Origin of the sequence: Modestobacter italicus (assembly GCF_000306785.1) — a bacterium.
Taxonomy (GTDB): Bacteria; Actinomycetota; Actinomycetes; order Mycobacteriales; family Geodermatophilaceae; genus Modestobacter; species Modestobacter italicus.
The window spans coordinates 3,905,206-3,929,840 of the sequence record NC_017955.1 but is presented as its reverse complement, the minus strand read 5'-3'; the positions used below and the strand labels follow the sequence as shown (position 1 = coordinate 3,929,840).

The 24,635-nt window shown below is 75.0% G+C and carries 22 protein-coding genes; 9 read left to right on the top strand and 13 right to left on the bottom strand.

All coding sequences use genetic code 11. The features are described 5' to 3' along the window. Window positions 1–16: 16 nt before the first annotated feature. From MODMU_RS18735 to MODMU_RS18725, 3 genes are read right to left on the bottom strand one after another with little or no spacing between them, the layout of a single operon-like run. On the bottom strand, window positions 17–1,108 hold the full coding sequence (locus MODMU_RS18735; RefSeq protein WP_014741941.1) for a prenyltransferase/squalene oxidase repeat-containing protein: 1,092 nt from the start codon (window positions 1,106–1,108) through the stop codon (window positions 17–19). Continuing rightward, window positions 1,101–1,862, bottom strand: a complete 762-nt coding sequence (locus MODMU_RS18730; RefSeq protein ID WP_014741940.1) for a class I SAM-dependent methyltransferase — start codon at window positions 1,860–1,862, stop codon at window positions 1,101–1,103. The genes MODMU_RS18735 and MODMU_RS18730 overlap by 8 nt, the downstream gene beginning before the upstream one ends. Continuing rightward, complete coding sequence (locus MODMU_RS18725; protein ID WP_014741939.1) at window positions 1,856–3,136, bottom strand: glycosyltransferase family 4 protein; 1,281 nt, start codon at window positions 3,134–3,136, stop codon at window positions 1,856–1,858. Before MODMU_RS18725 ends, MODMU_RS18730 begins: the two co-directional genes overlap by 7 nt. 88 nt (window positions 3,137–3,224) lie before the next feature. Here MODMU_RS18725 and MODMU_RS18720 point away from each other — a divergent pair, with 88 nt between their 5' ends. From MODMU_RS18720 to MODMU_RS18710, 3 genes are all read left to right on the top strand, one after another. Further along, a complete protein-coding gene (locus MODMU_RS18720; protein WP_014741938.1) occupies window positions 3,225–3,527 on the top strand; it encodes a Dabb family protein in 303 nt (100 codons plus the stop codon). Beyond that, window positions 3,524–4,294, top strand: coding sequence for a hypothetical protein (locus tag MODMU_RS18715; protein WP_014741937.1), 771 nt, complete (start codon window positions 3,524–3,526; stop codon window positions 4,292–4,294). The genes MODMU_RS18720 and MODMU_RS18715 overlap by 4 nt, the downstream gene beginning before the upstream one ends. 151 nt (window positions 4,295–4,445) lie before the next feature. After that, window positions 4,446–5,504 (top strand): DUF4192 domain-containing protein, encoded by a 1,059-nt coding sequence (locus MODMU_RS18710; RefSeq protein ID WP_014741936.1) that lies wholly within the window; start codon window positions 4,446–4,448, stop codon window positions 5,502–5,504. A 4-nt stretch (window positions 5,505–5,508) separates the two neighbouring features. On the opposite strand, the gene MODMU_RS18705 is transcribed toward MODMU_RS18710, so the two are convergent. Continuing rightward, entirely contained in the window at window positions 5,509–7,578 is a 2,070-nt protein-coding gene (locus MODMU_RS18705; protein ID WP_014741935.1) for a S9 family peptidase, read from the bottom strand. Window positions 7,579–7,695: 117 nt separating this feature from the next. Then, a complete protein-coding gene (locus MODMU_RS18700) occupies window positions 7,696–8,415 on the bottom strand; it encodes an iron-dependent transcriptional repressor DtxR (RefSeq protein WP_041795440.1) in 720 nt (239 codons plus the stop codon). Window positions 8,416–8,605: 190 nt separating this feature from the next. Here MODMU_RS18700 and MODMU_RS18695 point away from each other — a divergent pair, with 190 nt between their 5' ends. Next, entirely contained in the window at window positions 8,606–9,790 is a 1,185-nt protein-coding gene (locus MODMU_RS18695) for an acetoin utilization protein AcuC (protein ID WP_014741933.1), read from the top strand. Beyond that, on the top strand, window positions 9,783–12,491 hold the full coding sequence (locus MODMU_RS18690) for a bifunctional acetate--CoA ligase family protein/GNAT family N-acetyltransferase (RefSeq protein WP_014741932.1): 2,709 nt from the start codon (window positions 9,783–9,785) through the stop codon (window positions 12,489–12,491). The genes MODMU_RS18695 and MODMU_RS18690 overlap by 8 nt, the downstream gene beginning before the upstream one ends. 56 nt (window positions 12,492–12,547) lie before the next feature. Here the strand turns inward: MODMU_RS18690 and sigB are convergent, their stop codons facing one another. From sigB to MODMU_RS18665, 5 genes are all read right to left on the bottom strand, one after another. Next, on the bottom strand, window positions 12,548–13,531 hold the full coding sequence (sigB, locus tag MODMU_RS18685; RefSeq protein WP_014741931.1) for an RNA polymerase sigma factor SigB: 984 nt from the start codon (window positions 13,529–13,531) through the stop codon (window positions 12,548–12,550). Between the two features lie 259 nt (window positions 13,532–13,790). After that, window positions 13,791–14,222, bottom strand: coding sequence for a D-aminoacyl-tRNA deacylase (dtd, locus tag MODMU_RS18680; protein ID WP_041795438.1), 432 nt, complete (start codon window positions 14,220–14,222; stop codon window positions 13,791–13,793). A gap of 31 nt (window positions 14,223–14,253) precedes the next feature. Next, window positions 14,254–15,624: a DUF1214 domain-containing protein gene (locus MODMU_RS18675; RefSeq protein ID WP_014741929.1), complete on the bottom strand. Its 1,371-nt coding sequence runs from the start codon at window positions 15,622–15,624 to the stop codon at window positions 14,254–14,256. A gap of 35 nt (window positions 15,625–15,659) precedes the next feature. Further along, window positions 15,660–17,435, bottom strand: coding sequence for a SulP family inorganic anion transporter (locus MODMU_RS18670; protein WP_051144023.1), 1,776 nt, complete (start codon window positions 17,433–17,435; stop codon window positions 15,660–15,662). Further along, the gene (locus MODMU_RS18665) at window positions 17,432–18,106 is read right to left on the bottom strand and encodes a GAP family protein (RefSeq protein ID WP_014741927.1); all 675 of its coding nucleotides are present in this window, start codon (window positions 18,104–18,106) and stop codon (window positions 17,432–17,434) included. Before MODMU_RS18665 ends, MODMU_RS18670 begins: the two co-directional genes overlap by 4 nt. Before the next feature lie 229 nt (window positions 18,107–18,335). Here MODMU_RS18665 and MODMU_RS18660 point away from each other — a divergent pair, with 229 nt between their 5' ends. Continuing rightward, a complete protein-coding gene (locus MODMU_RS18660) occupies window positions 18,336–19,667 on the top strand; it encodes an adenylate/guanylate cyclase domain-containing protein (RefSeq protein ID WP_041797164.1) in 1,332 nt (443 codons plus the stop codon). Between the two features lie 72 nt (window positions 19,668–19,739). After that, window positions 19,740–20,333, top strand: coding sequence for a dihydrofolate reductase family protein (locus MODMU_RS18655; RefSeq protein WP_014741925.1), 594 nt, complete (start codon window positions 19,740–19,742; stop codon window positions 20,331–20,333). Window positions 20,334–20,408: 75 nt separating this feature from the next. Here the strand turns inward: MODMU_RS18655 and MODMU_RS18650 are convergent, their stop codons facing one another. Both MODMU_RS18650 and MODMU_RS27225 read right to left on the bottom strand, forming a co-directional pair. Beyond that, the gene (locus MODMU_RS18650; protein WP_014741924.1) at window positions 20,409–21,146 is read right to left on the bottom strand and encodes a ZIP family metal transporter; all 738 of its coding nucleotides are present in this window, start codon (window positions 21,144–21,146) and stop codon (window positions 20,409–20,411) included. Between the two features lie 711 nt (window positions 21,147–21,857). After that, window positions 21,858–22,373 carry a hypothetical protein gene (locus MODMU_RS27225; RefSeq protein ID WP_166503540.1) on the bottom strand — a complete coding sequence of 172 codons (516 nt, stop codon included), beginning with the start codon at window positions 22,371–22,373 and terminating at the stop codon, window positions 21,858–21,860. A gap of 266 nt (window positions 22,374–22,639) precedes the next feature. On the opposite strand from MODMU_RS27225, the gene MODMU_RS18635 reads away from it, so the two are divergent. Then, window positions 22,640–23,233 (top strand): HhH-GPD-type base excision DNA repair protein, encoded by a 594-nt coding sequence (locus MODMU_RS18635; RefSeq protein ID WP_014741922.1) that lies wholly within the window; start codon window positions 22,640–22,642, stop codon window positions 23,231–23,233. Window positions 23,234–23,398: 165 nt separating this feature from the next. Then, window positions 23,399–23,746, top strand: a complete 348-nt coding sequence (locus tag MODMU_RS18630) for a DUF3099 domain-containing protein (protein ID WP_014741921.1) — start codon at window positions 23,399–23,401, stop codon at window positions 23,744–23,746. A 3-nt stretch (window positions 23,747–23,749) separates the two neighbouring features. On the opposite strand, the gene MODMU_RS18625 is transcribed toward MODMU_RS18630, so the two are convergent. Continuing rightward, window positions 23,750–24,634: a carbohydrate kinase family protein gene (locus MODMU_RS18625; RefSeq protein WP_014741920.1), complete on the bottom strand. Its 885-nt coding sequence runs from the start codon at window positions 24,632–24,634 to the stop codon at window positions 23,750–23,752. Window position 24,635 lies beyond the last annotated feature (1 nt).

Here is a 24,635-nt window from a genome sequence, read left to right as displayed (position 1 = left end):
CCGGTCTGCCCGCGGGTCAACCCCGCACCACCGGTCCGCCGGGGGTGGCGTCGGGCACTCCGCGCAGCGCCGGCCAGGCCAGCGCGGCCGGTTCGGCGAACAGCGCGGCGGCCGGGCCGGTGCCGGCGATCGCGTCGGCGGCGAGCACCACGGCGGCGGCGGTCCAGGTGGTGCGCTCGACCGGCCAGCGGGCGTCGTCGGCGTAGACCAGGCCGGTCCAGTACGAGCCGTCGTCCGCGCGCAGGTGCTGCATCGCGGCGAGCTGCTCGGTGGCGTCGTCCACCCGGTCGGCGGCGGCCAGCGCGAGCGCCAGCTCGCAGGTCTCCGCGCCGGTCACCCACGGCCGGTCGGCGACGCAGCGGACGCCGAGCCCGGGGACGACGAAGGTGTCCCAGCCCGCGGCGAGCCGGGCCTCGGCCGGTGCGCCGGTGACCGCGCCGGCGAGCACCGGGTAGTACCAGTCCATCGAGTACCGCGACCGGTCGGCGAAGGCCTCGGGCCGCTCGCCCAGCGCCCGGCCGAGGTCGGCGGCGGCGAGGTCCCAGTCCGGCTGCTCCTCGCCGACCAGACCGGCCAGCGCGATGCCGGCGCGCAGCGCCTGGTGCAGGCTGGCGTTGCCGGTGAGCAGCGCGGTGCCGTCGGGGGTGCCGTCGGGTCGCAGCGCCCAGCTGACCGCGCCGGTGGGCAGCTGCATGGCGGTCACCAGGTCCAGGGCGCGGCGGACGGTGGGCCACAGCCGGTCGACCCGGGACTCGTCGCCGGTGCAGAGCCAGGAGTGCCACACGCCGACGGCCAGGTAGCCGGCGTGGTTGCTCTCGATCGCCGGGGCGGTGACGGCGCCGTCCCGGTACTCGGCGGCCCAGGAGCCGTCCGGGCGCTGCCGGCGGGCGAGCCAGTCGTAGGCGGCGGCGGCGCGGTCGTGCCGGCCACCGACGTCCAGCGCCATCGCCGACTCGACCGCGTCCCAGGCGTCGAGCTGGCCACCGCGGAACCAGGGCAGCGCGCCGTCTGAGGACTGCTCGGCGGCGATGGCGGTCACGGTCTGCCGGACCTGGTCGGCGGTGAGCACCCCGGGCACCTCGGGGAGCGCGTCCGGGGAGTCAGGCACGCGCGAGGTCCCCGGCCGGCTCGGTGGCGGCGTCGTCGACCCGGACCGCCGGTTTGTCGGCGTAGATCACGAAGCTCTTCCCCAGCACCGGGTCCAGCAGCCGCTCGGCGGTGCGGGTGAGCCACGGCCGGCGGACCAGGTCCCACACCAGCAGCCGGTGGTAGGCCCGCACGGCGGGGGTGTCCCGGTCCACGCCCACCGCGCACTTCAGCCACCAGAACGGCGCGTGCAGGGCGTGCGCGTGGTGGGTGTCGGTCGGCTGCAGCCCGGCGCCGACGAGCCGCTCCCACAGCTGGTCGCCCCGGTAGATGCGGATGTGGCCGCCCTCGTTGGCGTGGTAGTCGTCCGACAGCGCCCAGCAGATCCGCTCGGGCCCGTAGCGGGGGACGCTGATCGCCACCCGGCCGCCCGGCCGGAGCACCCGGGCGATCTCGGCCAGCGCCGTCCGGTCGTCGGGGATGTGCTCCAGCACCTCGGAGGCGATCACCCGGTCGACGCTGGCGTCGGGCACCGGGAGCGCCCGCAGGTCGCCGCGGGCCGTTCCCGCCGACGCGCCGGCCGGGGCCTCACCGGCGGCCGCGATGGCGCCCAGCCACTCGGCGGTGGTGGCCACCTCCTGCCGGCCCCAGTCGACGGCGAGCACCGAGGCCCCGCGCCGGTAGGCCTCGAACGCGTGCCGGCCCTCCCCGCAGCCCAGGTCCAGCAGCCGCATGCCCGGCCGGAGGTCGAGCAGGTCGTAGTCGACCGTCAGCACGCGGCGCTCCCTGTCGTCGTGGTGCCCGTGGTCGTGGCGCGGTCCAGCACCTCGGCGTACCAGTCCGCGGTGCGCTCCGCGGTGCGCCGCCAGGTGTAGGCGCCCAGCACGCGGGTGCGGCCGGCCCGGCCCAGCTGCTCCTGCAGCGACGGGTGGTCGAGCACCAGCTCCAGCGCCGCGGCGAGCCGGTCGACGTCGCCGGCCGGGACCTGCACCCCGGCGTGCGAGCCGACCACCTCCGGCAGCGCCCCGGCGTCGGTGGTGACCAGCGGGGTCCCGCAGGCCATCGCCTCGACCGCGGGCAGCGAGAACCCCTCGTACAGCGACGGGACGGCGGCGACCGTGGCCGTCTGCAGCAGCCGCACCAGCTCCTCGGTCGGCACCGGCCCGGTGAACCGGACCGCGTCGCCGAGGTCCAACCGGTCCAGCGCCGCGTGCGCGGGCCCACCGGGGCGGGCGGTGCCGACCACCGTCAGCCGGACGTCGCGCTCGGTGCGCAGCTTGGCGACCGCGTCGAGAAGGTGCACCAGCCCCTTGAGCGGCACGTCGGCGCTGGTCGTCACCACGATGCTGGCCGGCTCCCGGCGGCCCGGCTCGGCCGGCGGCCGGAAGACGTCGGGGTCGATCCCGACCGGGATCACCTCGACGTCGGCCGCGGGCACGCCCATGTGCCGGGTGATGTCGCGGCGGGAGCTCTCGGACACCGTGGTCACGCCGTCCAGCCGCTGCGCGACCCGGGCCTGCATCGCGGTGAAGGCGTACCAGCGCCGCAGCGTGAGCCGCCGGCGCAGGCCGACGGCCCCGGCCAGCTCGAGGTCCCGGTCGATGGCGATGGGGTGGTGGACCGTCGCCACGGTGGGCAGGCCGCGGCGGCGCAGCTGCAGCAGCCCGTAGCCGAGGGACTGGTTGTCGTGCACCAGGTCGAACTCGCCGGTGCGGCGGCCGAGCAGCCGGGCCGCCCGCAGGGTGAAGGTGAGCGGCTCGGGGAAGCCGGCGGTGCACATGGTGGCCCACTCGGCCACGTCGACGAGGCTGCGGAACTCGCCGGGCCGCGGCGTCCGGAACGGGTCCGGTTCCCGGTAGAGGTCCAGGCTGGGCACCCGGGTCAGCGGCACGCCGTCGTCGAGCTCCGGGTAGGGCTGACCGCTCAGCACCTCGACCCGGTGCCCCAGCTCGCGCAGCTCCCGGGACAGCGCGCGGACGTAGACGCCCTGGCCACCGCCGTGCGGCTTGCTGCGGTAGGACAGCAGTGCCACCCGCAGCGACCGTCCCATGCCCGGACTCTAACGAGCCGGTCCGCCCGCCCCCGGAGCCGGACCGGGCGCCGTGGCAGCTGCTCGGCCCGCCTGGCAGGGTGCGGGCATGCTGCGTCACGTCGTGCTCTTCACCTGGACCGAGGACACCGACCCCGCGACCCGGGCCGCCACGATCGCGGCCCTCCGCCGGTTGCCGGAGGAGGTGGGCGGGATGACGTCCTTCGCGATCGGCCCGGACCTCGGCCTGCGGGAGGGCAACGCGCACACCGCCCTGGTGGCCGACTTCCCCGATGAGGAGGCCTACCGCGGCTACGCCACCGACGAGCGGCACCTGGCCGTCATCGCCGAGCACGTGACGCCCCACCTGGCCGCGCGGTCCGCGGTGCAGTACGAGGTGCCGACGCCGTGAGCACGGCGCGTTCCCGCCGGGCGGGGTCGCTCACCGCCGGGCTGCTCGCCGCCGCCGCGCTGGCCGGCTGCGGCTCCGACGAGGTGGCGGGGCAGGGGCCGGCGGCTCCGGCCCCCACCTCCTCGGCCGGTGCCGCCACCTCGTCCGGCGGGAGCACCGGCGCGCCGGACGACGTCGCGGACCTCTCGGCCGGGCTGCTGCCCGCGGAGGCGTTCGGTGCCGGTGCCCAGGCGACGCCGGTCACCGCCGACCAGCTGCAGCAGCAGTCCTCGCTCGGCGGGCTGGGCGGGCTGCAGGACGTGACCGTCACCCCGGAGGCGTGCGCGCCGGCGGTGAAGTCGATGCAGCCCGGCCTCGACGACCTCACCGGCCTCGGCGCCCAGACCGTCACCGCCGGCTCCTCGGGCACCGCCGAGGTGCTCGCCGAGGGCCCCGGCGTCACCGACGGCCTGGACCAGCTCGCCTCGACCGCGCAGACCTGCCCGGAGGCGACGATCACCGCGCCGACGATCGGGACGGCGACCGCGACCTTCGCCGCGCTGGACGTGCCCGACCTCGGCGACGGGTCGGCCGGGATGACGATGACGATCTCGCTGACCGGCCCGGACGGGCAGCTGGTGACCGTGCCGCTGCTGCTGGGCATGGTCGCGGACGGCGACCGGCTGGTCAGCCTGACCACCACCGACCCGACCGGCGCGACCGATCCGGCTGCCTTCGGGGCCCTCCTGCAGCAGGCGTACGAGCACCAGGCAGACGCCCTGGACTGACGGGCGGGCCGGCACGGGGACGAGGTGCGCATGCCCGGACCGTGCACCCGGGAGCCGACGGCCCGCTGCCGGCCGTCCACAACCGCGGGCTCCGTCCACAACCGCGTCCGGCGGGTTCCACGGCGGGGCGGCCGGCAGCAGGGTCGCCGCCATGCCCGATGCCGACCCGCCGTTCACCGTCCACCTCTCCGACCCCGGCGAGGTGGCCGCCGCCCTGCCGCACCTCCTCGGCTACGCGCCGCGTGAGTCGCTCGTCGCGGTGAGCCTGCACGGCCCGGGCGGCCGCCGGTTCGGCCTCACCGCCCGGATCGACCTGCCGCCGGCCGCGCACGCCCGCCCGGTGCTGCGGGGGCTGGCCCGCTCGATGCTCACCGACCGGCCCGCGGCCGTGCTGCTCCTGATGGTCAGCGAGCAGGACGACGAGCACGGCGGTCCGGGACCGGGGGAGCTGCCGCACCGGTCGCTGCTCGGGGAGGCCGTGCTGGCCTTCACCGCGGCCGAGGTGCCCGTGCGCCAGGTCCTCCTGGTCCGCGGCGGCCGCTGGTGGTCCTACGACTGCGGCGGGGCCTGCTGCCTGCCCGGGGCGGGCACGCCGCTGCCCGGGGGCACCAGCCCGCTGGCTGTGGCCTCGGTCGTCAGCGGGCAGGTGGTCGAGGCGGACCGGGCCGAGCTGGCCCGGCGGGTCGCCCCGGTCGGCTTCCTGGCGGCGGCGGGGATGGCCCGGGCCTGCGACGAGGTGGGGGACCAGCTGGCCCGCCGGACGGCCGAGCTGGGCTGGGACGCCGTCGCCGAGGAGAGCTGGGCAGCAGTGCTGGCGGCCGTGGCCGGCGCCGCACCCGGGGTGGGCGCGGGGCTGTCGGACCGGGACGTGGCCCGGCTCGCCTGGGCTCTGCGGGACGTCGACGTGCGCGACCGCGCGTTGACCCTGGCGCTCGGGCGCTCGGCGGACGCCGCGGAGGCGGTGTGGGCCGACCTGACCCGGCGGGCACCGGGGTCGCTGGCCGCAGCACCGGCGACCCTCCTGGCGGTCACCGCCTGGGTGCGGGGCAACGGCTCGCTGGCCAACGTCGCGCTCGAGCGCGCGCTGGCCAGCGAGCCGACCTACACCTTCGCCGTGCTGCTGCGCGCGGCGCTGGACGCCTGCCTGCCGCCGGCCGAGGTGCGCCGGCTGATCCGCGACGCGTGCGGACCCAGCCGTGCCCGCCGGTGACCGGTCAGAGCAGCTCGGGCCGGCGCCACTCCTCGCCGAGCACGTGCTCGGCGAGGAACGCGAGCACCGTCTCGTACCAGACCGCGGCGTTGCCCGGGGTGAGCACCCAGTGGTTCTCGTCGGGGAAGTAGAGGAACCGCGAGGGCACCCCGCGCTTCTGCAGGTCGTACCAGAGCCGCAGGCCCTCACCGATCGGCACGCGGTAGTCCTTGTCGCCGTGGATGACCAGCATCGGCGTCCGGATCGCGTCCGCGTAGCGGTGCGGGGAGTTCTGGTCGTACCGCTTGGGCTCGGTCAGGGGGTCGCCGAACTCCCGCTCCCAGTAGTACGCCGAGTCGGTCGTGCCACCGAAGCTGTCCAGGTGCCAGAGGCTGGCGTGGGTGACGATCGCGGCGAACCGGTCGGTCTGGGTGGCGACCCAGTTGGCCATGTAGCCGCCGAACGAGCCGCCCATCGCCGCGGTCCGCGTCCCGTCGACCTCGGGCAGCGCCACGGCGGCGTCCACCGCGCTCATCAGGTCGGTGTAGGGCTCGGCCCCCCACGCGCCCCAGCCGCGGCGCACGAAGTCCTGCCCGAAGCCCTGCGAGAGGCCGGGGTTGGGCAGCAGCACCGCGTAGCCACGGGCGGCCAGCACCCACGGCGTCCAGCGCCAGGACCAGGAGTTCCAGCTCATCAGCGGGCCGCCGTGGATCCACAGCACCAGCGGGGCCGGGGAGCCGGCGTCGGCGCCCTCGGGCAGCACCAGCCAGGACTGCACCCGGCTGCCGTCGGCAGCGGTGGCGTCCAGCTCGCGGAGGGTGCCGGGAAAGCTGGTGATGGTGCCCGGGTTGGGCAGCGGGGCCGGGTCCTGCCCGGTCGCCTGCGGGTCCAGCCGGACGGGCACCGGCGGGGTGTCGTACCCCGACCGCAGGGCGTAGAGGGCGCTGCCGTCGCGGGCCACCTGCACGTCGCTGTAGGCGCCCTGGTCGGTGAGCCGCACCGGCGGGCCACCGGCCAGCCCCACCCGGAAGACGGCGTGCCGGCCGTCGTCGTCGGCGAGGAAGAACACGGACTCCCCGTCGGCGGAGAACTGCGGGGCGCTCGGCCAGCGGTCGAAGCCGGCGGTGAGCTCCCGGGACCCCGCCGTGGCCACGTCGACGACCAGCAGCGTGTAGTCCGGGGGCTCGGCGAAGGTCGACTGGGTCTCCGAGACGCAGACCACCTGCGTCGAGTCGGGGGAGAACGACGGCGCGTACACGTCGGCCAGCGGGTCGTCGCGGAGCACCCGGGTCTCCCCGGACGCCACCTCGGTGAGCACCAGCCGGGACCTCCGGCCCGCCGGCCCGTCCGGCACGTCCTCGCCGCGGGCCAGGAAGCGGCCGTCGGGGGAGAGGGCCACGTCGTCACCGGAGCCCAGCGGCGGGCCGGCGTCCGGGGTGAGGTCGCGCCAGGTCGGCGTCTCCGACTCACTGCCGGGGGCGGCCTCGGCCGGCAGCTGACCGAGCCAGAACACGTGCGGGACGGCCGGACCCAGGTCGTGGTCCCAGAACCGCACCGGGTAGCTCTCGTGCAGCACGGCGCTGACCCCGGCGTCCTTGCGGGCCGTCCGGCGCTGCTCGTCCGCCTCGGCGTCGGCCGCACCGGGCATCGTCGGCACGACGACCGCGACGTCGCCGGTGTCCCGGGCGACGACCACCCCCGAGATGCCGCTGGCGCGCCGCAGGACCAGCCGCGCCTCACCGCCGTCGGCCGGCAGGCTCCACAGCGAGCCCGTCGGCTCCCCGTCCGCCTTGGCCGCCGGGTCGGGACGGGCGGAGGTGAACAGCAGGTCGCCGGCCGGGGTGAACACCGGTGCGGACTCACCGGCGGCACCCCGGGTCAGCCGGCGGGCGTCCCGCTGCCCCGTGGGGTCGACCTCCCAGAGCGCGGACTGCCACTTCTTCCCCTCGGCGTCCAGGGTGGCCACCGAGGTGACCAGCCGGCTGCCATCCGGGGACAGCGCCAGGCCGCCCAGCCGGGGCAGCGCGACGAAGTCCGAGAGCCGGTGGAACGGGCTGGGCGGAGGGGTCTGCTCGGGGGTCGCGGGGTCGCTCACCGGTGCCTTCTCTCTGCGCGTCCGGGCGGGGTGGTCCCCGAGCCTAGTGACCAGGTCGTGAGCAGGGCGAACGACCCGGGGCGGGTCCCGGAGGGCGCAGCGGCCGCAGGTGGCTCCTCAGCCCACGCCGACGGCGGACTCGGCGGCCTCGGCCGGCGTGAGCTCCTCGTCGACGGCGCTGACGAAGACGTGCTGGGCCACACCGGGCTGCACGGCGACGCCGTCGACCAGCACGGTGCCGTTGACCAGCGTGGCGGTGACCGTCGAGCCGGGGCGGACACCCTGGTCGGACAGCGAGCGCAGCAGCGGCGCGTCCTCCTGCAGCTGCTCGCTGATCCGCCGGATGACGACCTGCCGGCCCTCCGGGGTCGCCGTCACCGACAGCAGGGTCAGCGCGTCCAGCACGGCCGAGGTGTCACCGCCGAGCGCGTCCAGCCCCGGGATCGGGTTGCCGAACGGGGAGACCGTCGGGTTGCCCAGCAGGCTGAGCAGCTTCCGCTCGACGGCCTCGCTCATCACGTGCTCCCAGCGGCAGGCCTCCTCGTGGACGTCGGCGTACTCCAGGCCGATGACGTCGACGAGCAGGCACTCGGCCAGCCGGTGCTTGCGCATGACCGCGGTGGCCAGCGCCCGGCCCTCGTCGGACAGCTGCAGGTGCCGGTCGCCCTGCACGGTCAGCAGTCCGTCGCGCTCCATCCGGGCGACGGTCTGGCTCACCGTCGGGCCGCTCTGGTGCAGGCGCTCGGCGATCCGCGCGCGCAGCGGGACGATGCCCTCTTCCTCGAGCTCGAAGATGGTCCGGAGGTACATCTCCGTGGTGTCGATGAGGTCGTTCACGTCCACTCCTCCGTCAGGTACCCCGATCCTACGAGGCGAGGTCCACCCTCCGGGGGGATCAGGACCGACGCGTTCCACCGGCGCGGGGCCGGTGCACCACCGGTAGCGTCGCGACGGTGACCCAGCTGGCCCGCTCGACGACGAGCACCGCAGCACCGGTGGCCCGCCCGGCCGACGCCGGGAGGTGCCCGTGAGCGACTCCGTGGCCGTCGTCTGGGACGACTCGCTCCTGGGCTACACCATGGGCGGTGACCACCCGATGCACCCGGTCCGGCTGGACCTCACCATCCGGTTGGCCGACTCGCTGGGGGTGCTGGCCCGGCCCCGGCTGGAGGTCGTGACACCCACCCCCGCCGGCCCGGAGCTCCTCACCCTGGTGCACGACCCGGGCTACCTGGAGGCGGTCCGCCGGGCACCGGAGGACCCGCACGGCGTCGGGCACGGCCTCGGGACGCCGGACAACCCGGTCTTCCCGGGCATGTACGACGCCGCCGCGCTGATCACCGGCGGCAGCGTGCGCGCCGCCGAGCTGGTGTCCACCGGCCGGGCCCAGCACGCGGTCAACATCGCCGGCGGTCTGCACCACGCCATGCGCAACGCGGCGTCGGGGTTCTGCGTGTTCAACGACGCGGCGGTCGCCATCGCCTGGCTGCTCGGCCAGGGCTGGGAGCGCATCGCCTACGTCGACCTGGACGTGCACCACGGCGACGGCGTCCAGGCTGCCTTCTACGACGACCCGCGGGTGCTGACCGTCAGCGTCCACCAGACCCCGCTGACGTTGTTCCCCGGCACCGGCTTCCCGGAGGAGACCGGTCACCCGGAGAAGGCGCTGGGCAGCGCGGTCAACCTGGCGCTGCCCAACGGCACCGACGACTCCGGCTGGCTGCGCGCGTTCACCGCGGTGGTGCCCAGCGTGGTGCGCGCCTTCCAGCCGGAGATCCTGGTCACCCAGTGCGGCTGCGACGCCCACCACGAGGACCCGCTGGCCGACCTCGGGCTCACCGTCGACGGCCAACGCGCGTCCTACCGGGCGGTGCACGACCTCGCGCACGAGGTCTGCGACGGCCGCTGGATCGCGCTGGGCGGTGGCGGGTACGGCCTGGTCCGCTGCGTGCCGCGGGCCTGGACCCACCTGATCGCCGAGGCCAGCGGCGACCGGCTGGCGCCGGCCACGGAGATCCCGCAGAGCTGGCAGGACGACGTCCGCAGCCGCGGGCTGCGGACACCACCACCGACCACCATGACCGAGGGCGGGTACGTCGGCTTCCACCGCTGGGACCCCTTCACCGAGAACCGGGTCGACCGCGCGATCACCCGGACCCGCACCGCCTCCTTCCCGTACTTCGGACTGGACCCGGACGACCCTCGTGACTGACGACGGACCCCGGACCGAGGACGCACCCGTTAGCCTCGCCGCACCGCCGCACTGGGAGGCCGACGTCGTCGCCGCCGACGGCGGGACGGTGCACCTGCGGCCGATCACCCCCGAGGACGCCGACGGCATCGTCGGGCTGATGGAGCGCAGCTCCGACCAGACCCGCTACTACCGCTTCTTCGGGCCGATGCGGCGGCTCTCGGACAAGGACCTGCACCGGTTCACCCACGTCGACCACGACGCCCGGGTCGCCTTCGTCGTCCTGCTCGGCGACCGGCTGATCGGGGTCGGCCGGTACGACCGCTACCCCGGCACCGACGACGCCGAGGTCGCCTTCCTCATCGAGGACGCCCACCAGCGGCGCGGGCTCGGGTCGGTGCTGCTCGAGCACCTGGCCGCCGCCGCCCGGGAGCGCGGGATCAGCCGGTTCGTCGCCGAGGTGCTCAGCCAGAACAGCCAGATGGTGCGGGTCTTCCTCGACGCCGGGTACTCGGCCAAGCGGTCCTACGAGGACGGCGTGGTCCACCTGACCTTCCCGATCGCGCCCACCGAGCAGTCGCTGGCCGTCGCGCACGAGCGGGAGCAGCGCAGCGAGTCCCGCTCCATCGGCCGGCTGCTCAACCCCGGGTCGGTGGCCGTGGTCGGTGCCAGCAACGACCCGGCGAAGGTCGGCCACGCGGTGCTCGGCAACCTGCTCGAGTACGGCTTCGACGGCCCGATCTACCCGGTCAACCCCACGGTGCGGCACGTCCGCGGCGTCCCGGCCTACGCCGACATCGAGTCGATCCCCGACGACGTCGACCTGGCGGTGCTGGCCGTGCCGGCCGACGAGGTGCCCGCCGTGGTGGAGGCCTGCCGGCGCAAGAACGTGCACGGCCTGGTGGTCATCTCCGGCGGGTTCGGCGAGACCGGGCCGGAGGGCCTCGCCGCCGAGCGGGCGCTGGTCGCCTCCGCGCGGGCGTCGGGCATGCGGGTGGTCGGCCCCAACTGCCTGGGCATCGTGAACACCGACCCGGCGGTGCGGCTGAACGCCAGCCTGGCGCCCGACGTCCCGGGCCGCGGGCGGGTGGGCTTCTTCGCCCAGTCCGGTGCGCTGGGGGTGGCGCTGCTCGAGCGGGCCCGCGGCCGGGGCATCGGGCTGTCGAGCTTCGTCTCCGCCGGCAACCGGGCCGACGTCAGCGGCAACGACCTGCTGCAGTACTGGGCCAGCGACCCGGGCACCGAGGTGGTGCTGCTGCACCTGGAGAGCTTCGGCAACCCGCGCAAGTTCGCCCGGCTGGCCCGCGGTGTCGGCCGCACCAAGCCGGTCGTGGCGGTCAAGAGCGGCCGGCACGTGAGCATGACCGCGGGGCTGGCCGGCACCAGCGTCGCCGTCCCCGAGCAGTCCGTGGCGGCGCTGTTCGCCTCGGCCGGGGTGATCCGGGTCGACACCCTGGCGCAGCTGTTCGACGTCGGCACCCTGCTGGCTCACCAGCCGCTGCCGGGCGGCGACCGGGTGGCCGTCGTCGGCAACTCGACCGCCATGGGGGTGCTGGTCGCCGACGCCGTGCTGGAGCAGGGGCTGCAGCTGGCCCACGAGCGGCCGGTCGACATCGGCACCCAGGCCCGCCCGGAGGACTTCCGGTTGGCGCTGCAGGCCGCCCTGGACGACGACGGCGTGGACTCGGTCGTCGCCGTCTTCCTGCCGCCGCTGCTGCGCGGTGAGCAGCCCTTCGGCCGGGTGCTGCGGGAGGTCTCCGCCGGGGCGTCCAAGCCGCTGGTCGCCAACTTCCTGTCCACCGACGGCATCCCCGACGAGCTGGTCGTGCGGGACGCCGACGGCATGCCGGGCCGCGGGTCGGTGCCCTCGTTCTCCACGCCGGAACGAGCGGTGATCGCGCTCGCGAAGATGAGCGAGTACGCCCGGTGGCGGCGGCGGCCGCTGGGCGTCGTCCCGGAGCTGGACGGCATCGCCGAGGACGACGCCCGGACGCTGGTCACCGGCACGCTCGCCGGGGCGCCGGAGGGCCGCCAGCTCACCGACGACGAGACGATGGCGCTGCTGGGCGCCTACGGGCTGCCGATGCTCGGCACCCGGCGGGTCGAGGACGTCGAGCAGGCCGTCGCGGCCGCCGAGGAGATCGGCTACCCGGTGGTGCTGAAGTCGACCGCCCCCTGGTTGCGGGACCGCCGGGACCTGGGCGGCATGCGGTTCGACCTCACCGACGCCGACGACGTCCGCGCCGCCTACGCCGCGATCCCGGCCGGTGACCCGGTCATCGTCCAGGAGCAGGCCGCACCCGGGGTGAGCACCGTCGTGGAGATCGTGGACGACCCGTCCTTCGGCGCGCTGGTCAGCTTCGGGGTGGGCGGGGTGGCCACCGACCTGCTCGGCGACCGCGCCTACCGCACCCTGCCGCTGACCGACCTGGACGCGCACGAGCTGGTGCGCGAGCCGCGGGCCTGGCCCCTGCTGGACGGGTACCGCGGCAGCGCGCCGGTGGACTCCGCCGCCCTGGAGGACCTGCTGCTGCGGGTCGCCCGGCTCGCCGACGACCTGCCGGAGGTCCTCTCGCTGAGCCTCGAGCCGGTCATCGTGGGGCCGGCGGACGCCTGGCACGGCGGCCGGTCCCTGGTCATCGCCGGCGCCGGGGTCCGCGTCGGCCCGCCCACGGCCCGCATCGACGCCGGCCCCCGCCGGATGTTCCGGCCCGGGACATGAGCAGGGCCCGCCACCTCGAGAGGTGGCGGGCCCTGTGCCCCGGGGGAGGCCGGGTGTCAGCCCAGGTAGTCCCGCAGCGCGTCGGCGCGCTGGGGGTCGCGCAGCTTGGTCATCGTCTCGCGCTCGATCTGCCGGACCCGCTCGCGGGAGAGGCCGAAGCGCTTGCCGATCTGCTCCAGGGTCCGCGGCTGCTCGCCGTCGAGACCGAAGCGCATGATCACCACGTCGCGCTCGCGGTCCTCCAGCGTCTCCAGGACGTTGCGGACGTCGCCCTTCATCATCTGGAAGGCGACGGCGTCCTCGGCGACCGCGGCGTCGGCGTCCTCGATGAAGTCACCGAGGCGGGACTCCTCGTCGGCGCCGACGGTCTGGTCGAGGGAGACCAGGTCGCGGGAGTACTCGAGCAGCTCGGTGATCCGCTCGGGCGTCAGGTCCAGCTCGAGCCCGAGCTCCTCGGCGGTGGGCTCCCGCTCCAGCTCCTGGTGGACCCGGCGCCGGGTGCGGACCACCTTGTTGACCTGCTCGGCCAGGTGGACGGGCAGCCGGATGGTGCGGCCGGAGTCCGCCATGGCGCGGGTGATGGCCTGCCGGATCCACCACGTCGCGTAGGTGGAGAACTTGAAGCCCTTGGTGTAGTCGAACTTCTCCACGGCGCGGATCAGGCCGACGTTGCCCTCCTGGATGAGGTCCAGGAACGTCATGCCGTGGCCGGTGTAGCGCTTGGCCACCGAGACGACCAGGCGCAGGTTGGCCTCGAGCAGGTGGGCCTTGGCCGCCTTGCCGTCCGCGGCGAGGAGCTTGTAGTCGCGCTGGAGCGCCGGGGTCAGCTGCTTCTCGTTGAGCAGCCGGTCGGCGTAGAGGCCGGCCTCGATCCGCTTCGCCAGCTCGACCTCCTGCTCGGCGGTCAGCAGCGCGGTCTTGCCGATGGTGTTGAGGTAGACGCGCACCAGGTCCGTCGACACCAGGCCACTGGTGTCCGGGGCGCGGCGCGGGGAGCGCACTCCGAGGGTGTCGGTGGGGGAGGACTGCAGCACGGTCACGGTGAGTCTTCGTCCTTGCTTCGGGTTCCGGATGCGTCGGCGCCGTCGTCGGCGGCCGGCCCGTCCGGATGGAGGCGGTCAGAGCGTCGTCCCGGGATCGATCCTGGGTGGCTCTCCAGCCGTTCTGTCCTGTGTGGTACGTCGTGTGCAACGGACCGCACGCGCGGCGTGTTCCAGGGCGGCGCAACTCACAGCCAACGTCCAGGCGTGGCGGTCAGTGGTCGAATGACAACGGTGTGGTACCCGCCCGGAACGGTGACTAGACCTCCAGCAGCAAGGTCATCGGACCCTCGTTGACCGAGGCGACCGACATCTTCGCGCCGAACCGTCCGGTCGCCACCTCGGTGCCCCGCCGGCGCAGCTCGGCGACGACCTCCTCGACCAGCGGCTCGGCCTGCTCGCCGGGAGCGGCGTCGGCCCACGACGGGCGGCGGCCCTTGCGGGTGTCGGCGTAGAGGGTGAACTGGCTGACGACCAGCACGGCCAGCCCCAGGTCACCGACCGAGCGGGCGCCCTCGTCGCTGGGGAACACCCGCAGCTCGTGCACCTTCCGCGCCAGCGTCCCGGCCCGGACGGCGTCGTCGTCCCGGCCGGCGCCGACCAGCGCGAGCAGGCCGGCGCCGATGGCCCCCACCACCTCGCCGTCGACCGTCACCGACGCCTGGCTCACCCGGGTCACCACTGCGCGCACGGACCAGATCCTGGCCGACCCCGGACGGCGGTCAGCCCGTGGGGCGGTGGTCCGGGGTCTGCTCGATGTCCGGCAGCCGCCACGTGTGGTCGTAGAGCGACGGGGTCGGCCCGTAGAAGCGGAAGAGGGCCTCGAAGTGGCCGCCGGGATCGGTGGGCACCCAGTTGGACCCGGGACCGGCCGGGGCGGTCGGGCCGAAGTGGACGTCGGTGGAGCCGTCGTCGTTGACGGTGAGGTCCTCGGCCTGGGACGAGCAGCCCGCTCGGTGGACGTCGCGGATCAGGGTGTGGGTGGCGCGGTCGTAGACGGTCACCGACCAGTACTGGGTGACCGGTGCGTCGGCGGGCACGGTGAGCCGGTAGGTGCTCGCGCCGTCGAGGGCCTTCCCGTCCGCGTCGGCGATGGTCATCAGGTAGAACTGCCCCTTGCCGAGGTGCTTGGAGCTGAAGAAGGCGAAGCTGTAGGCGACCCCGCGGGCGTCGACGGGGTAGGCGTCGGGCTCCTCGAAGCCGGCCTCGGTGGCGGTGATCAGCTCGGGCAGGGCCGGCAGCGCCCACCGGGCCGTGGGCGTGAAGGGTCGGAAGACCTCCTCGTACGCGGCGTCGATCCAGGTGTGCGCGTCCGCGGCGGCCGCGGTGAGGGTCTCCGCCAGCTCCGGCCCCGGCGCGAACGGGGTGCCCCGGCGGATCCCTATGCTGCGGAGCTGGTCGATCATCACCCGGTCGCGGTGCAGGAACGGTTCGGCCTGCACGGTCCGGTCCAGGGCCTGGAAGAACCGCAGGTCGTAGGGGATGGCCGCGTCGAACGCGGAACCGGATGCGTCGACCCAGGCCGTCTCCGGTGGGTCGTCGGCCTCGGCGAGGGGGTACAGCCTGATCTGCCTGGCGTAGGCGACGGCCTGGTCGATGTCCGCCGCGCTGCCGCTCCTCAGGACCGAGCGGATCAGCCCGTAGCCCTGGTAGGTGTCCGAGCGGAGCGGCATGTACCCCGCGGGCACCTCGCCGTCGAAGCCGGGCGGGAGTATCAGACACCGTCCGCCGCGGCCCCCGTCGACGCCGGCCGGCCCGACGTCCTCGAGGGCGACCTGCCAGTAGTCCATGATGCTGCCGTTGAGAGAGCCCTCGGCACCGGCCGGCGGCACCTCCAGCACGACCGGACCGACCTCCCGGGTGGTGAAGAACGGCATCACGTAGATGACGTCGGGGTTGGGCGTGAGGGTCTGGTTGTGCCAGTCCAGCAGGCCCGGCCAGAAGACGATCTGGTTGTCCCCGGGCCCGCCGGCCCGCGCGGACGCCTCGTACATCATCTGGTAGTTGACGGCCGGCATCCCCCACCGCACCGCCTCGACCGCCCGCCGGTGGACAGCGGCGCGTGCCGCTGGTCCCGGGTCTGCTGGCGACATGGCGTCTCCTCCTGGATGGTGGCCGACCACGAGCGTCACTGCTCCGCCCGCCGAGCGGCCTCACCCACCCTGGGTGAGCCCGCCGGCGGAGCGTGGTCACCCGCCGCGTCGTCCGGCTGACCCCGGAGCGCCGCGACCGCCGCGTCGACGTCGGGGTGGCTGTCGAGCGTGACGCCGGTGCTCGCCGCCGCCCGGCGGAGGACGTCGCGGGTCTGGCCGATCGGGTGCGCGATCGCCAGGGTGACGTGCCGGCGGGCGAGGTCCTGGGCGAGCTGGGTGAGCACGTCCGTGGCGGTCACGTCGATGAACGAGGCGGTCTGGGCGTCCAGCACGACGGCACGCGTCGACGGCGTGCACAGCCCCCGGACGGTGGCGCGGACGTGGTCGGCGTTGGCGAAGAACAGCCCGGACTCGACCCGGACGACCAGGACGGAGGGGTCGGGGGTGAGGTCGGGATGGCGGTCGGTGTCGAGCCAGGCGCCGGGGTCGGTGCCGCGTGCCAGCCGGGCGATGTGCGGCCGGGACGCCCGGTGGAGCAGCAGGACGAGGGAGACCGCGATGCCGATGAACAGCCCGGGCAGGGTGTCGAAGACGAGGACGCCGAGCAGCGCGGCGAGCGCGGCGAGGAAGTCCGCGCGTGCCGCCCAGCCGTAGATGCCGCCCAGCTGCGGCGTCCAGACCCGGTAGAGCCGACGCAGCGCCGGCACGTCGACCAGCTCGACGACCGCGGCGATCACGACGGCGGCGAGCGTGGCCTCGGGCAGCTGCTCGAACAACCCGGTCAGGAAGAGCAGCGTGACCACGGTCAGCGCGGCGACCGTCAGGCCCGAGAGCTGGCTCCTCGCACCGGCCCCGCCGTTGACCGCGGTCTTGGACAGGCTGCCGTTGACCACCATCCCCGAGGCCAGCCCGGAGCCGAGGTTGGCCGCACCGAGGCCGAGGAGCTCGCGGTTCGGGTCGACGTCGTAGCCGGCCCGCGCCGCGTACGTCTTGGCCGCGCCCAGGCCCTCGGCGTAGCCGATGAGCAGCACGCCCACCGAGGCGCCGACCAGGGTGAGGTGGTCGCCCGCATCGGCGTGCGGGAGGCCGAGCCGGGGGAGACCCGCGGCGATCGGGCCGACGATCGCCACGCCGTCGTCCTCCAGGTCGAGCAGGGCCACCGCGACGATGCCCAGCAGCACCGCCACCAGCGCCCCCGGGACCAGCGGGAGCCACCGGCGCAGCAGCAGGACCAGCAGCAGGCTGGCCGCACCCACGACCAGCGTCGGGACGACGGTGTCGTCGAGCCGGCCGATCAGCGAGCCGAGCTGCCGGAAGGCGTCGCCGTCGCCCTTCGGGACGCCGAAGAGCGCAGGCAGCTGCCCCACGATGATCGTCAGCGCGAGCCCGACGATGAAGCCCTTCAGGACGGGCTCGGAGATGAACGACGCGAGGAAGCCCATCCGGGCCAGCCCCGCAGCGATGCCGACGAGACCGACGACGACCGCCAGCGCGGTGGTCAGCGCGACGTAGCGGTCGCTGCCTCCCTCGGCCAGGTCACCGACGATCCCCGCCGACAGCGCCGCCGTGGCCGACATCGACGCCACGACCAGGTGCCGGGAGGACCCGAGCAGGGCGTACAGCAGCAGCGCCGGTACCGCGGCGTACAGCCCGACCACCGGCGGGACCCCGGCGATGGTCGCGTAGGCCAGCGACTCGGGCACCAGGACCGCCCAGACCGTCACCCCGGCCACCAGGTCGGCCCGCAACCAGCCGATCCGGTAGCCGCGCAGCGATCCGAGCAGCAATGGGCTGCCCGGACGCCTGCTCACAGCAGCCCGCCCAGCCCCTTGCCGATCAGGACGACGCCGATGACCAGCAGCAGGGTGGCCATGACCGCCCCGTTGTGCGCGGTCAGCCAGGTGTGCAGCGACTCCAGCGGTCCGGCCATGCGCTTGCGGCCGATGGCGTAGCCGACCACCGGGACCGCGACCGTGCTGGCCGCCAGCACGGTGAAGACGACGACCGAGCCGACGGTCTGCCCGGCGGGGAGGCTGCCGCCGGCGATCGTCGTCCCCGCGGCCACGCACATCAGCAGGTTCTTCGGGTTCACCGCCGCGAGCAGCACCCCCAGGCCGGCGGCCCGGCCGGCGGTGAACCGGTCGATCGCGGTCATCCACTTGGGCAGCGTCGGTTGCTCACCGGGCTGCGGCCGGGAGCGCCACTGGCCGGCGGCCAGCAGGAGGAGCAGCGCACCCAGGCCGAGCTTGATCCACGATGCGGTGGCGGACGGCGCCGCGCTGCTGTCCAGGTCCAGGAACCCGGCCAGCAGCAGGAACAGGGTCGTCGCACCTGCGATCCCCACCAGCCAGCCGACCAGGAACCCGGCGCTCGTGCCCCCTGCCCTCGGGGCGAGCAGCATCAGGATGACCGCGATGATCGGGATCGGGGAGATCGCCACCCCGACCGCCAGGGGCAGCAGGTCGCCGATGACGGCTCCCATGACCCCACCTCCGCTGCTCGGTCGTGGCTGCGTCCGCCTGGGACGTGACGGGACGGGCGGCCGTCCGGCCGGAGAGGGCGACGCTGCCCGACCACGCGGGGGAGTGGCTCACCCTGCCTGGGTGAGCGGCCGGAGGAGGCGGCTCCTGCGACGGGTGCCCCGGTCGCGAGCACCGTGCAGCGGGCACGCGGTGGCGTCCCGGCCGGCGGCCCGCGTGCAAGACTCGCTGATGGCGCCGAGAACGCGGTACGCCCGGACCGGGGACCTGGCCATCGCCTACCAGGTGGTCGGGGACGGCCCCGACGACCTGGTGATCGCACCCGGCTTCATCTCGCACCTGGACTGGAGCTGGCAGGAGCCCTCGCTGCGCCGGTTCCTGGAGCGCCTCGCCGGCTTCAGCCGGCTCATCCTCTTCGACAAGCGGGGCACAGGGCTGTCCGACCCGGTGCCCGGTCCGGCGAGCCTGGAGGAGCGGGTCGAGGACCTCGCCGCGGTCATGGACGCGGCCGGCTCGGATCGCGCGGCCGTCTTCGGGGTCTCCGAGGGCGGGGCGATGGCGATGCTCTTCGCCGCCCAGCACCCGGAGCGCACCCGGGCGCTCGTGCTCTACGGCGCGTACCCGCGGGTCACCCGTTCGGCGGACTTCCCCTGCGGGGTGGAGGAGCCGGTCATGACGGCGATGCTGTCCGGGCTGGTCGACCGCTGGGGCGAGGGAGCCGGACTCGGCGCGTGGGGCCCGACCCGCCGCGGCGACACCGCGCTGCGCGCCTGGTGGGGGACGCTCCAGCGGCTGGGCGCCAGCCCCGGCATGGCCCGCCGCATGTTCGAGCTCTACCCGCACATCGACCTGCGCGACGTGCTCCCGGCGATCCGCGTGCCGACGCTGGTCATGCACCGCCGCGGCGACCGGATGATCCCCTTCGGCATCGGGCAGTACCTGGCCGAGCACATCCCCGGCGCGCGGCTGGTCGAGCTCCAGGGCGAGGACCACCTGTTCTTCCTCGGGGACACCGAGACCCTGCTGGCCGAGACCGAGGAGTTCCTCACCGGCGCCCGGCCGGCGACGAGCCTCGGCACGACCGTGCTGGCGACCGTGCTGTTCGTCGACCTGGTCGGTTCCACGGAGCTGGCCGCGCGCGTCGGGGACGCCGCGTGGGCGTCCATCCGCGACCAGTTCCTCGCCCTGGCGCGCGACGAGCTGGCGCGCTACGGCGGCCACGAGGTCGACGTCGCCGGCGACGGGCTGTTCGCGACGTTCGAGGGACCCGCCCGGGCCATCCGGTGCGCCGTCGCCGTCCGCGGGGCCGCCGCGACGGCCGGGCTGGCGATCCGCGCCGGGGTGCACGCCGGAGAGGTGGAGCGGGCCGACGGTGGCGGGGTCAGCGGTCTGGCCGTGCACATCGGTGCCCGGGTGATGGCCGAGGCGGTGCCGGGGGAGGTGCTGGTCTCCGGCACGGTGAAGGACCTCGTCGTCGGCTCGGGGCTGGGGTTCCGCGACCGCGGGGTCCGCAGCCTGCGCGGCGTGCCCGGCAGCTGGCCGCTGTTCGCCGTCGCCGGTTGAACCGGGTCGTGTCGAGGAACCCGGTGCGGCTCCGTCCCGGGAGCACAGGACGACGACCGGGAGGAGCCGGAGATGCGCAAGGTGATCGCGGACGAGTGGATGTCCCTGGACGGCGTGGTGCAGTCCCCCAGCTACCCGGAGGAGGACACCTCCGGCGGTTTCCGCCACGGTGGCTGGCACGCCCGCTACCTCGACGAGGAGTCCCTGGCCTGGGTGGTGGAGAACGTGCGCAGCGCCGGCGGCTACCTGCTCGGGCGGGGGACCTACGAGGTGTTCGCCGCCCACTGGCCGGGCGCGCCGGCGGACCAGCAGGTGCTCGCCGAACCGCTGAACACGCGACCGAAGCACGTCGCGTCGCGCACGCTCGCCGAGCCGCTCGGCTGGGAGAACGCCCGGCTGCTGGGGAACGACACCGGTGCGGCCGTGCGCGCGTTGACCGCCGAGGACGGCGGGGACCTCCACCTGATCGGCAGCCCCGGTCTCTTCTGGTCGCTCCTGGTCCTGGGCCTGGTGGACGAGCTCCGGGTGATGATCGACCCGCTCGTGCTGGGCAGCGGCAAGCGGCTGTTCGGGGACGCGGCCACGCCTCGGCCGCTCCGGCTCGTCGAGAGCCGGACGACCGGCACCGGCGCCGTCCTGGCCACCTACGTGCCCGGTGGTGGCTGAACCCCGCGACGCACGGCCGTGCCGCGACCTCGTCCGGAGGAGCTGAGCCGTGCGGCGGGATCTCCGGCGCGCCGGTCAGGTCAAGGTCTCCAAGCCGTAGAGGGCGATGAAGCCCACGAAGAACATCGTCGTGAGCAGCGGGGTCTCCGTGCCCTCGTGCGCCTCCACCAGCAGCTCCTCGACGACCAGCCACAGGAGTGCGGCGGCCGCGAACGCCAGGACCAACGCCTGCGTCCGGTCGGACGCCCCGTCGAGCAGCACGGCGCCGGTCACCGCTCCTACCGCCACACCCAGCGAGAGGGCCGACGTGGTCGCTGCAGCCCGGACGGGACGCACGCCGGCCTGGATGAGCTGTGTCGTGACAGCCAGCCCGAGGAACAGGACCTCGAGAGTGAGGGCGACGGTGAGGACCAGTCCGGCCCCTTCGCCGAGGGTCACGCCGACGCCGACGAGCAGACCGTCCACGAGCAGGTCGACACCGACGACGAGGACCAGACCGACCGGGAATGCCCGGCGGTCGGATCGGTCGCCGGGCTGCGGCTCGGCCGCGGGCTCGAAGCGCTGCATGAGCAGGAGCAGGCCGACCCCCGCGGCGAAGCCGATGGCCGTGATGCCGTATCCGCCGCGCTCGCGCAGGTCGGGGAGCACCTCGCCGGCGACGGCAGCCAGCACCACGCCGGCGGCGAAGTGCTGGATGGCACTGGTCGCGCGCGGACCGGGCGGGCGCAGACCCGCCGCAGCGGCGCCGGCGACCGTGGCCACCACGGGGAAGAGCACCAGGAGGCCGGCTTCCTGCAGTGCACCACTGTTCACGCCCGGACCATGCCCCAACGCGGGCCGGGACGCTCGGCGGACGGAGGCGAGAGTCCGCCGCGGGACCCGCGGACGGACCGGCGAGGAAGTCCGCCTGGAGGCGGGGCGTTCCTGCGCGCGGCTCCCGCTGGAGCCGGAGGAGCACATCGAAGAGCCGGCGGGCTCCTGAGCCGTCACGTCGACGGCTCCGGCCGGTGGTCGTCGGCCGGACGACGACCCGTGGGCCCGCAGTCGAGCACCGTGCCGGCTCACCCTGCAGCGCGGGCCGTGGTGCTGCGTCGGGACCGGCCCGTCTCCACGTCGAGCGGCAGCAGGTCGGCCATCTCGCCGGGATGGCGGGCCCACGACGAACCGGATGGACGCCGCGGCTGGATCGGGGAGTCGTCCCCCGAGGCCGGGCGGCACGCTGCCTGGGAGCTGCAGTTCCACTCGCGCAGGACGCCGCCGACGATGACGTTCTCGGCCGGGACTCGCTCGGGCTGCTTCTGGGGACGGGGCTGGACCAGCACGTGCGTCGACGAATCAGTTCGACGGCTGTGGACGGGACGACCACCCCCTGGGGAGGCGGCCGGTCGGTGGCAGGGGCCGGCTACGCCCGGGACGAGCGGCCGGTACCGACGACACCGTGGAGGTGTGCGCTCATCGCCCGCACCGACCGGCGGCTGTCCTCCGCGGTAGGCGGCAGCCGGCTCGACGGGCGGACACGGACACTCAGGTGCGTCCTGTCGGAGACGTCCCGGTACCTGTCGGCCCGTCCCTGCGCGGAGCGGAGATCGGGGCGAAGTCGCGGGCGGCCAGGTGGCGCCACCGACGCTGGCGCCATCGGTACAGCATGTGCGCGAACGCCCAGGCGACCACGGTGAACCGGCCGGCTTCCACGTCGATCCGGTCGGTGTACCGGGTCCGGCCCGGCCGGCTGCCCGGCTCGATGGTGATCAGGTGATCCCAGCGACGCAGCAGCTGCCCCGAACCGTTGTCGCGGAGGAGCAATCGGTCCGGGGTAGTGGTCGGGAAGGAGATGGAGATCGTCTGCCTGCCGAGCGGCACGAGGCCCAGCAGCCGCATCGTCACCAGGTAGTCCTCCACCCGCCAGGTCACCGGTAGCTCCGGCGGGTCGACCGGCCTGAACACGAGCAACGGCCAGTACACGTGCACCAGCAAGCGGGAGGACCGCACCACGTCGCCTGCCAGCTCGACGGTGCACGGCAGCTCCGTGGTGACCGTCACGAGCATGTCGACCGTCCCTCTCCAGGCACCGCCCTCCACCGTCGTCGGGCCAGTCACTGAAGGGGTGGGCAGCCGCAGATCCTAATGGCCGGCCGGTGCGGCACCCAGCCTTCGGGCCCCGCCTCGACCGTCCGGCCCGGGCGGTGCGACCCGTTCATGGGACCCCTCATCCGGGACCGCCTCCGCTCGAGGCGATGCCGCCTCAGGGAGAGCGATGCCACCGAAGGACGATTGACCGAGGCTCACCCTGGGGCACTGTCTCCGATGTGCCGACCCTCCACCTCGCCCAGGACGACGCCGCCGACGAGCTGCTCGGCCGCGACCCGCTGGCCCTGCTGCTCGGCATGCTGCTGGACCAGCAGTTCCCGATGGAGCGGGCGTTCGCCGCCCCCCGCCTGCTCGCCGACCGGCTCGGTGTCGACACGCTGTCGGCCGCCGAGCTCGCCGGCTGCGATCCGGAGGTGCTGCAGCGGCACTTCCAGGGCCCGCCGGCGCTGCACCGCTACCCGGGGTCGATGGCCGCCCGCGCGCAGGACCTGGCCCGGCTGCTGGTGGAGCGCTACGACGGCCGCGCCGACGCGCTGTGGAGCGACGTCCCCGACGGCGCGACCCTGCTGCGCCGGCTGGGCGAGCTGCCCGGCTTCGGCGCGCAGAAGTCGAAGATCTTCCTGGCCCTGCTCGGCAAGCAGTACGGCGTCACGCCACCCGGCTGGCGCGCGGCGGCGGGGGACTACGGCGCCGAGGGCTCGCGCCGCTCGGTCGCCGACATCACCGGCCCGGCGTCGCTGGCCGAGGTGCGGGCCACGAAGCAGCAGCTCAAGCAGGCCGCCAAGGAGGCGAAGGCAGCCGCGCAGGGGTGAGCGCGGCACGTGTCGGCGGGCACGTCAGAACGGAGCGCCGAGCACCTGCATGGCGCACGATCGAGTGGCACGATGGGCCCAGGAGCCGGGGGCTCCGGGGCCGGTCGCACCACCCACCGCCGACCACCGCCGCCCATCCCCCGGCCAGTCCAGGGAAGGGCGACCGTGGCATCCAGCCAGTCCTCGAGCCGGCACGACCGACGCGAGCCCCTGCTCATCACCGAGGCGGAGCCGAGCCAGGCCGACCAGCACGCGGCCCGCAAGCGGCGCTACTCGATCACCATGGCGATCCGTGGCACGAGCCTGGTCATCGCCGCCCTGACCGCGCAGTACTCGCTGTGGCTGATGGCGGTCTTCGCCGTCCTCGGCACGGTGCTGCCGTGGATCGCGGTGGTCATGGCCAACGACCGGCCGCCGAAGAAGCACCTCGACCCCAACCGCTACCGGCCGCCGGCGCCCGACCGGATCCTGGAGTCGGGCAGCAGCAGCAAGGCCCGCGTCATCGACATGTGACGCTCAGCGGGCCCCCGCGCGTCCCACGACGGCGGCGGCCCGCTGCAGCCCGGCCTCCAGTGCCGCGACGGGGTCCGGCCGGCCCCCGGCGGCGGACCACAGCGAGAGCACGCCGGCGGTGAAGGCGTCGCCCGCCCCGGTCGTGTCCACCACGTCGGCGGGGTGCGCCGGCCGGTGCACCAGCACGTCCCCGGCGGCCCACAGCGCGCCGTCGGCCCCCAGGCTGACCACGACGACGGGGTGCCGGTCGGCCAGCGCCCGGGCCGCCTCGGCGGGGTCGGTGCAGCCGGTGAGCAGCCGTGCCTCGTCCGCGTTGGGCAGCAGCAGGGTGGCCGCAGCGGTGTCGGCGAGCCACCGGTCGACGCCGTAGCCGGCCAGCGGCCCGGTCGACGCCGGGTCGACCGACACCGTGCACCCCGCCGCCCGCGCCGCGGCCAGCGCCGCCAGACCGGCCGCCCGGGGGCCGTCGTCCAGCAGCGTGTACCCGGACAGGTGCAGGTGGCCGCCCGCCGGGGGCACGGGGACGTCGCCGGGCCGCAGCGCCAGGTTGGCGCCCCGGTCGGCGAGCATGCTCCGCTCTCCGCCGGGCTCGACCAGGCTGATGATCGTGCCGGTCGGGACGCCGGGCAGGGTGCGCACCGCCAGAGTCACCCCGGCCTCGGCCAGGTCCCGGCACAGCGCCTGACCGGGGAGGTCGTCGCCGACGCAGCCGGCCAGCGTCACCGGCGTCCCGAGCGCCGCCAGGTGCGCGGCCACGTTCGCGCCGGCCCCGCCGCCGCGGGTGGCGATCGCGGCGGGCCGGTCCGAGCCCGGCGCCGGCTCCCCGGCGAGCAGGGCGACCACGTCGGTGCAGACGTCGCCGACGACGACGACCCGCGGTGCGGTCACG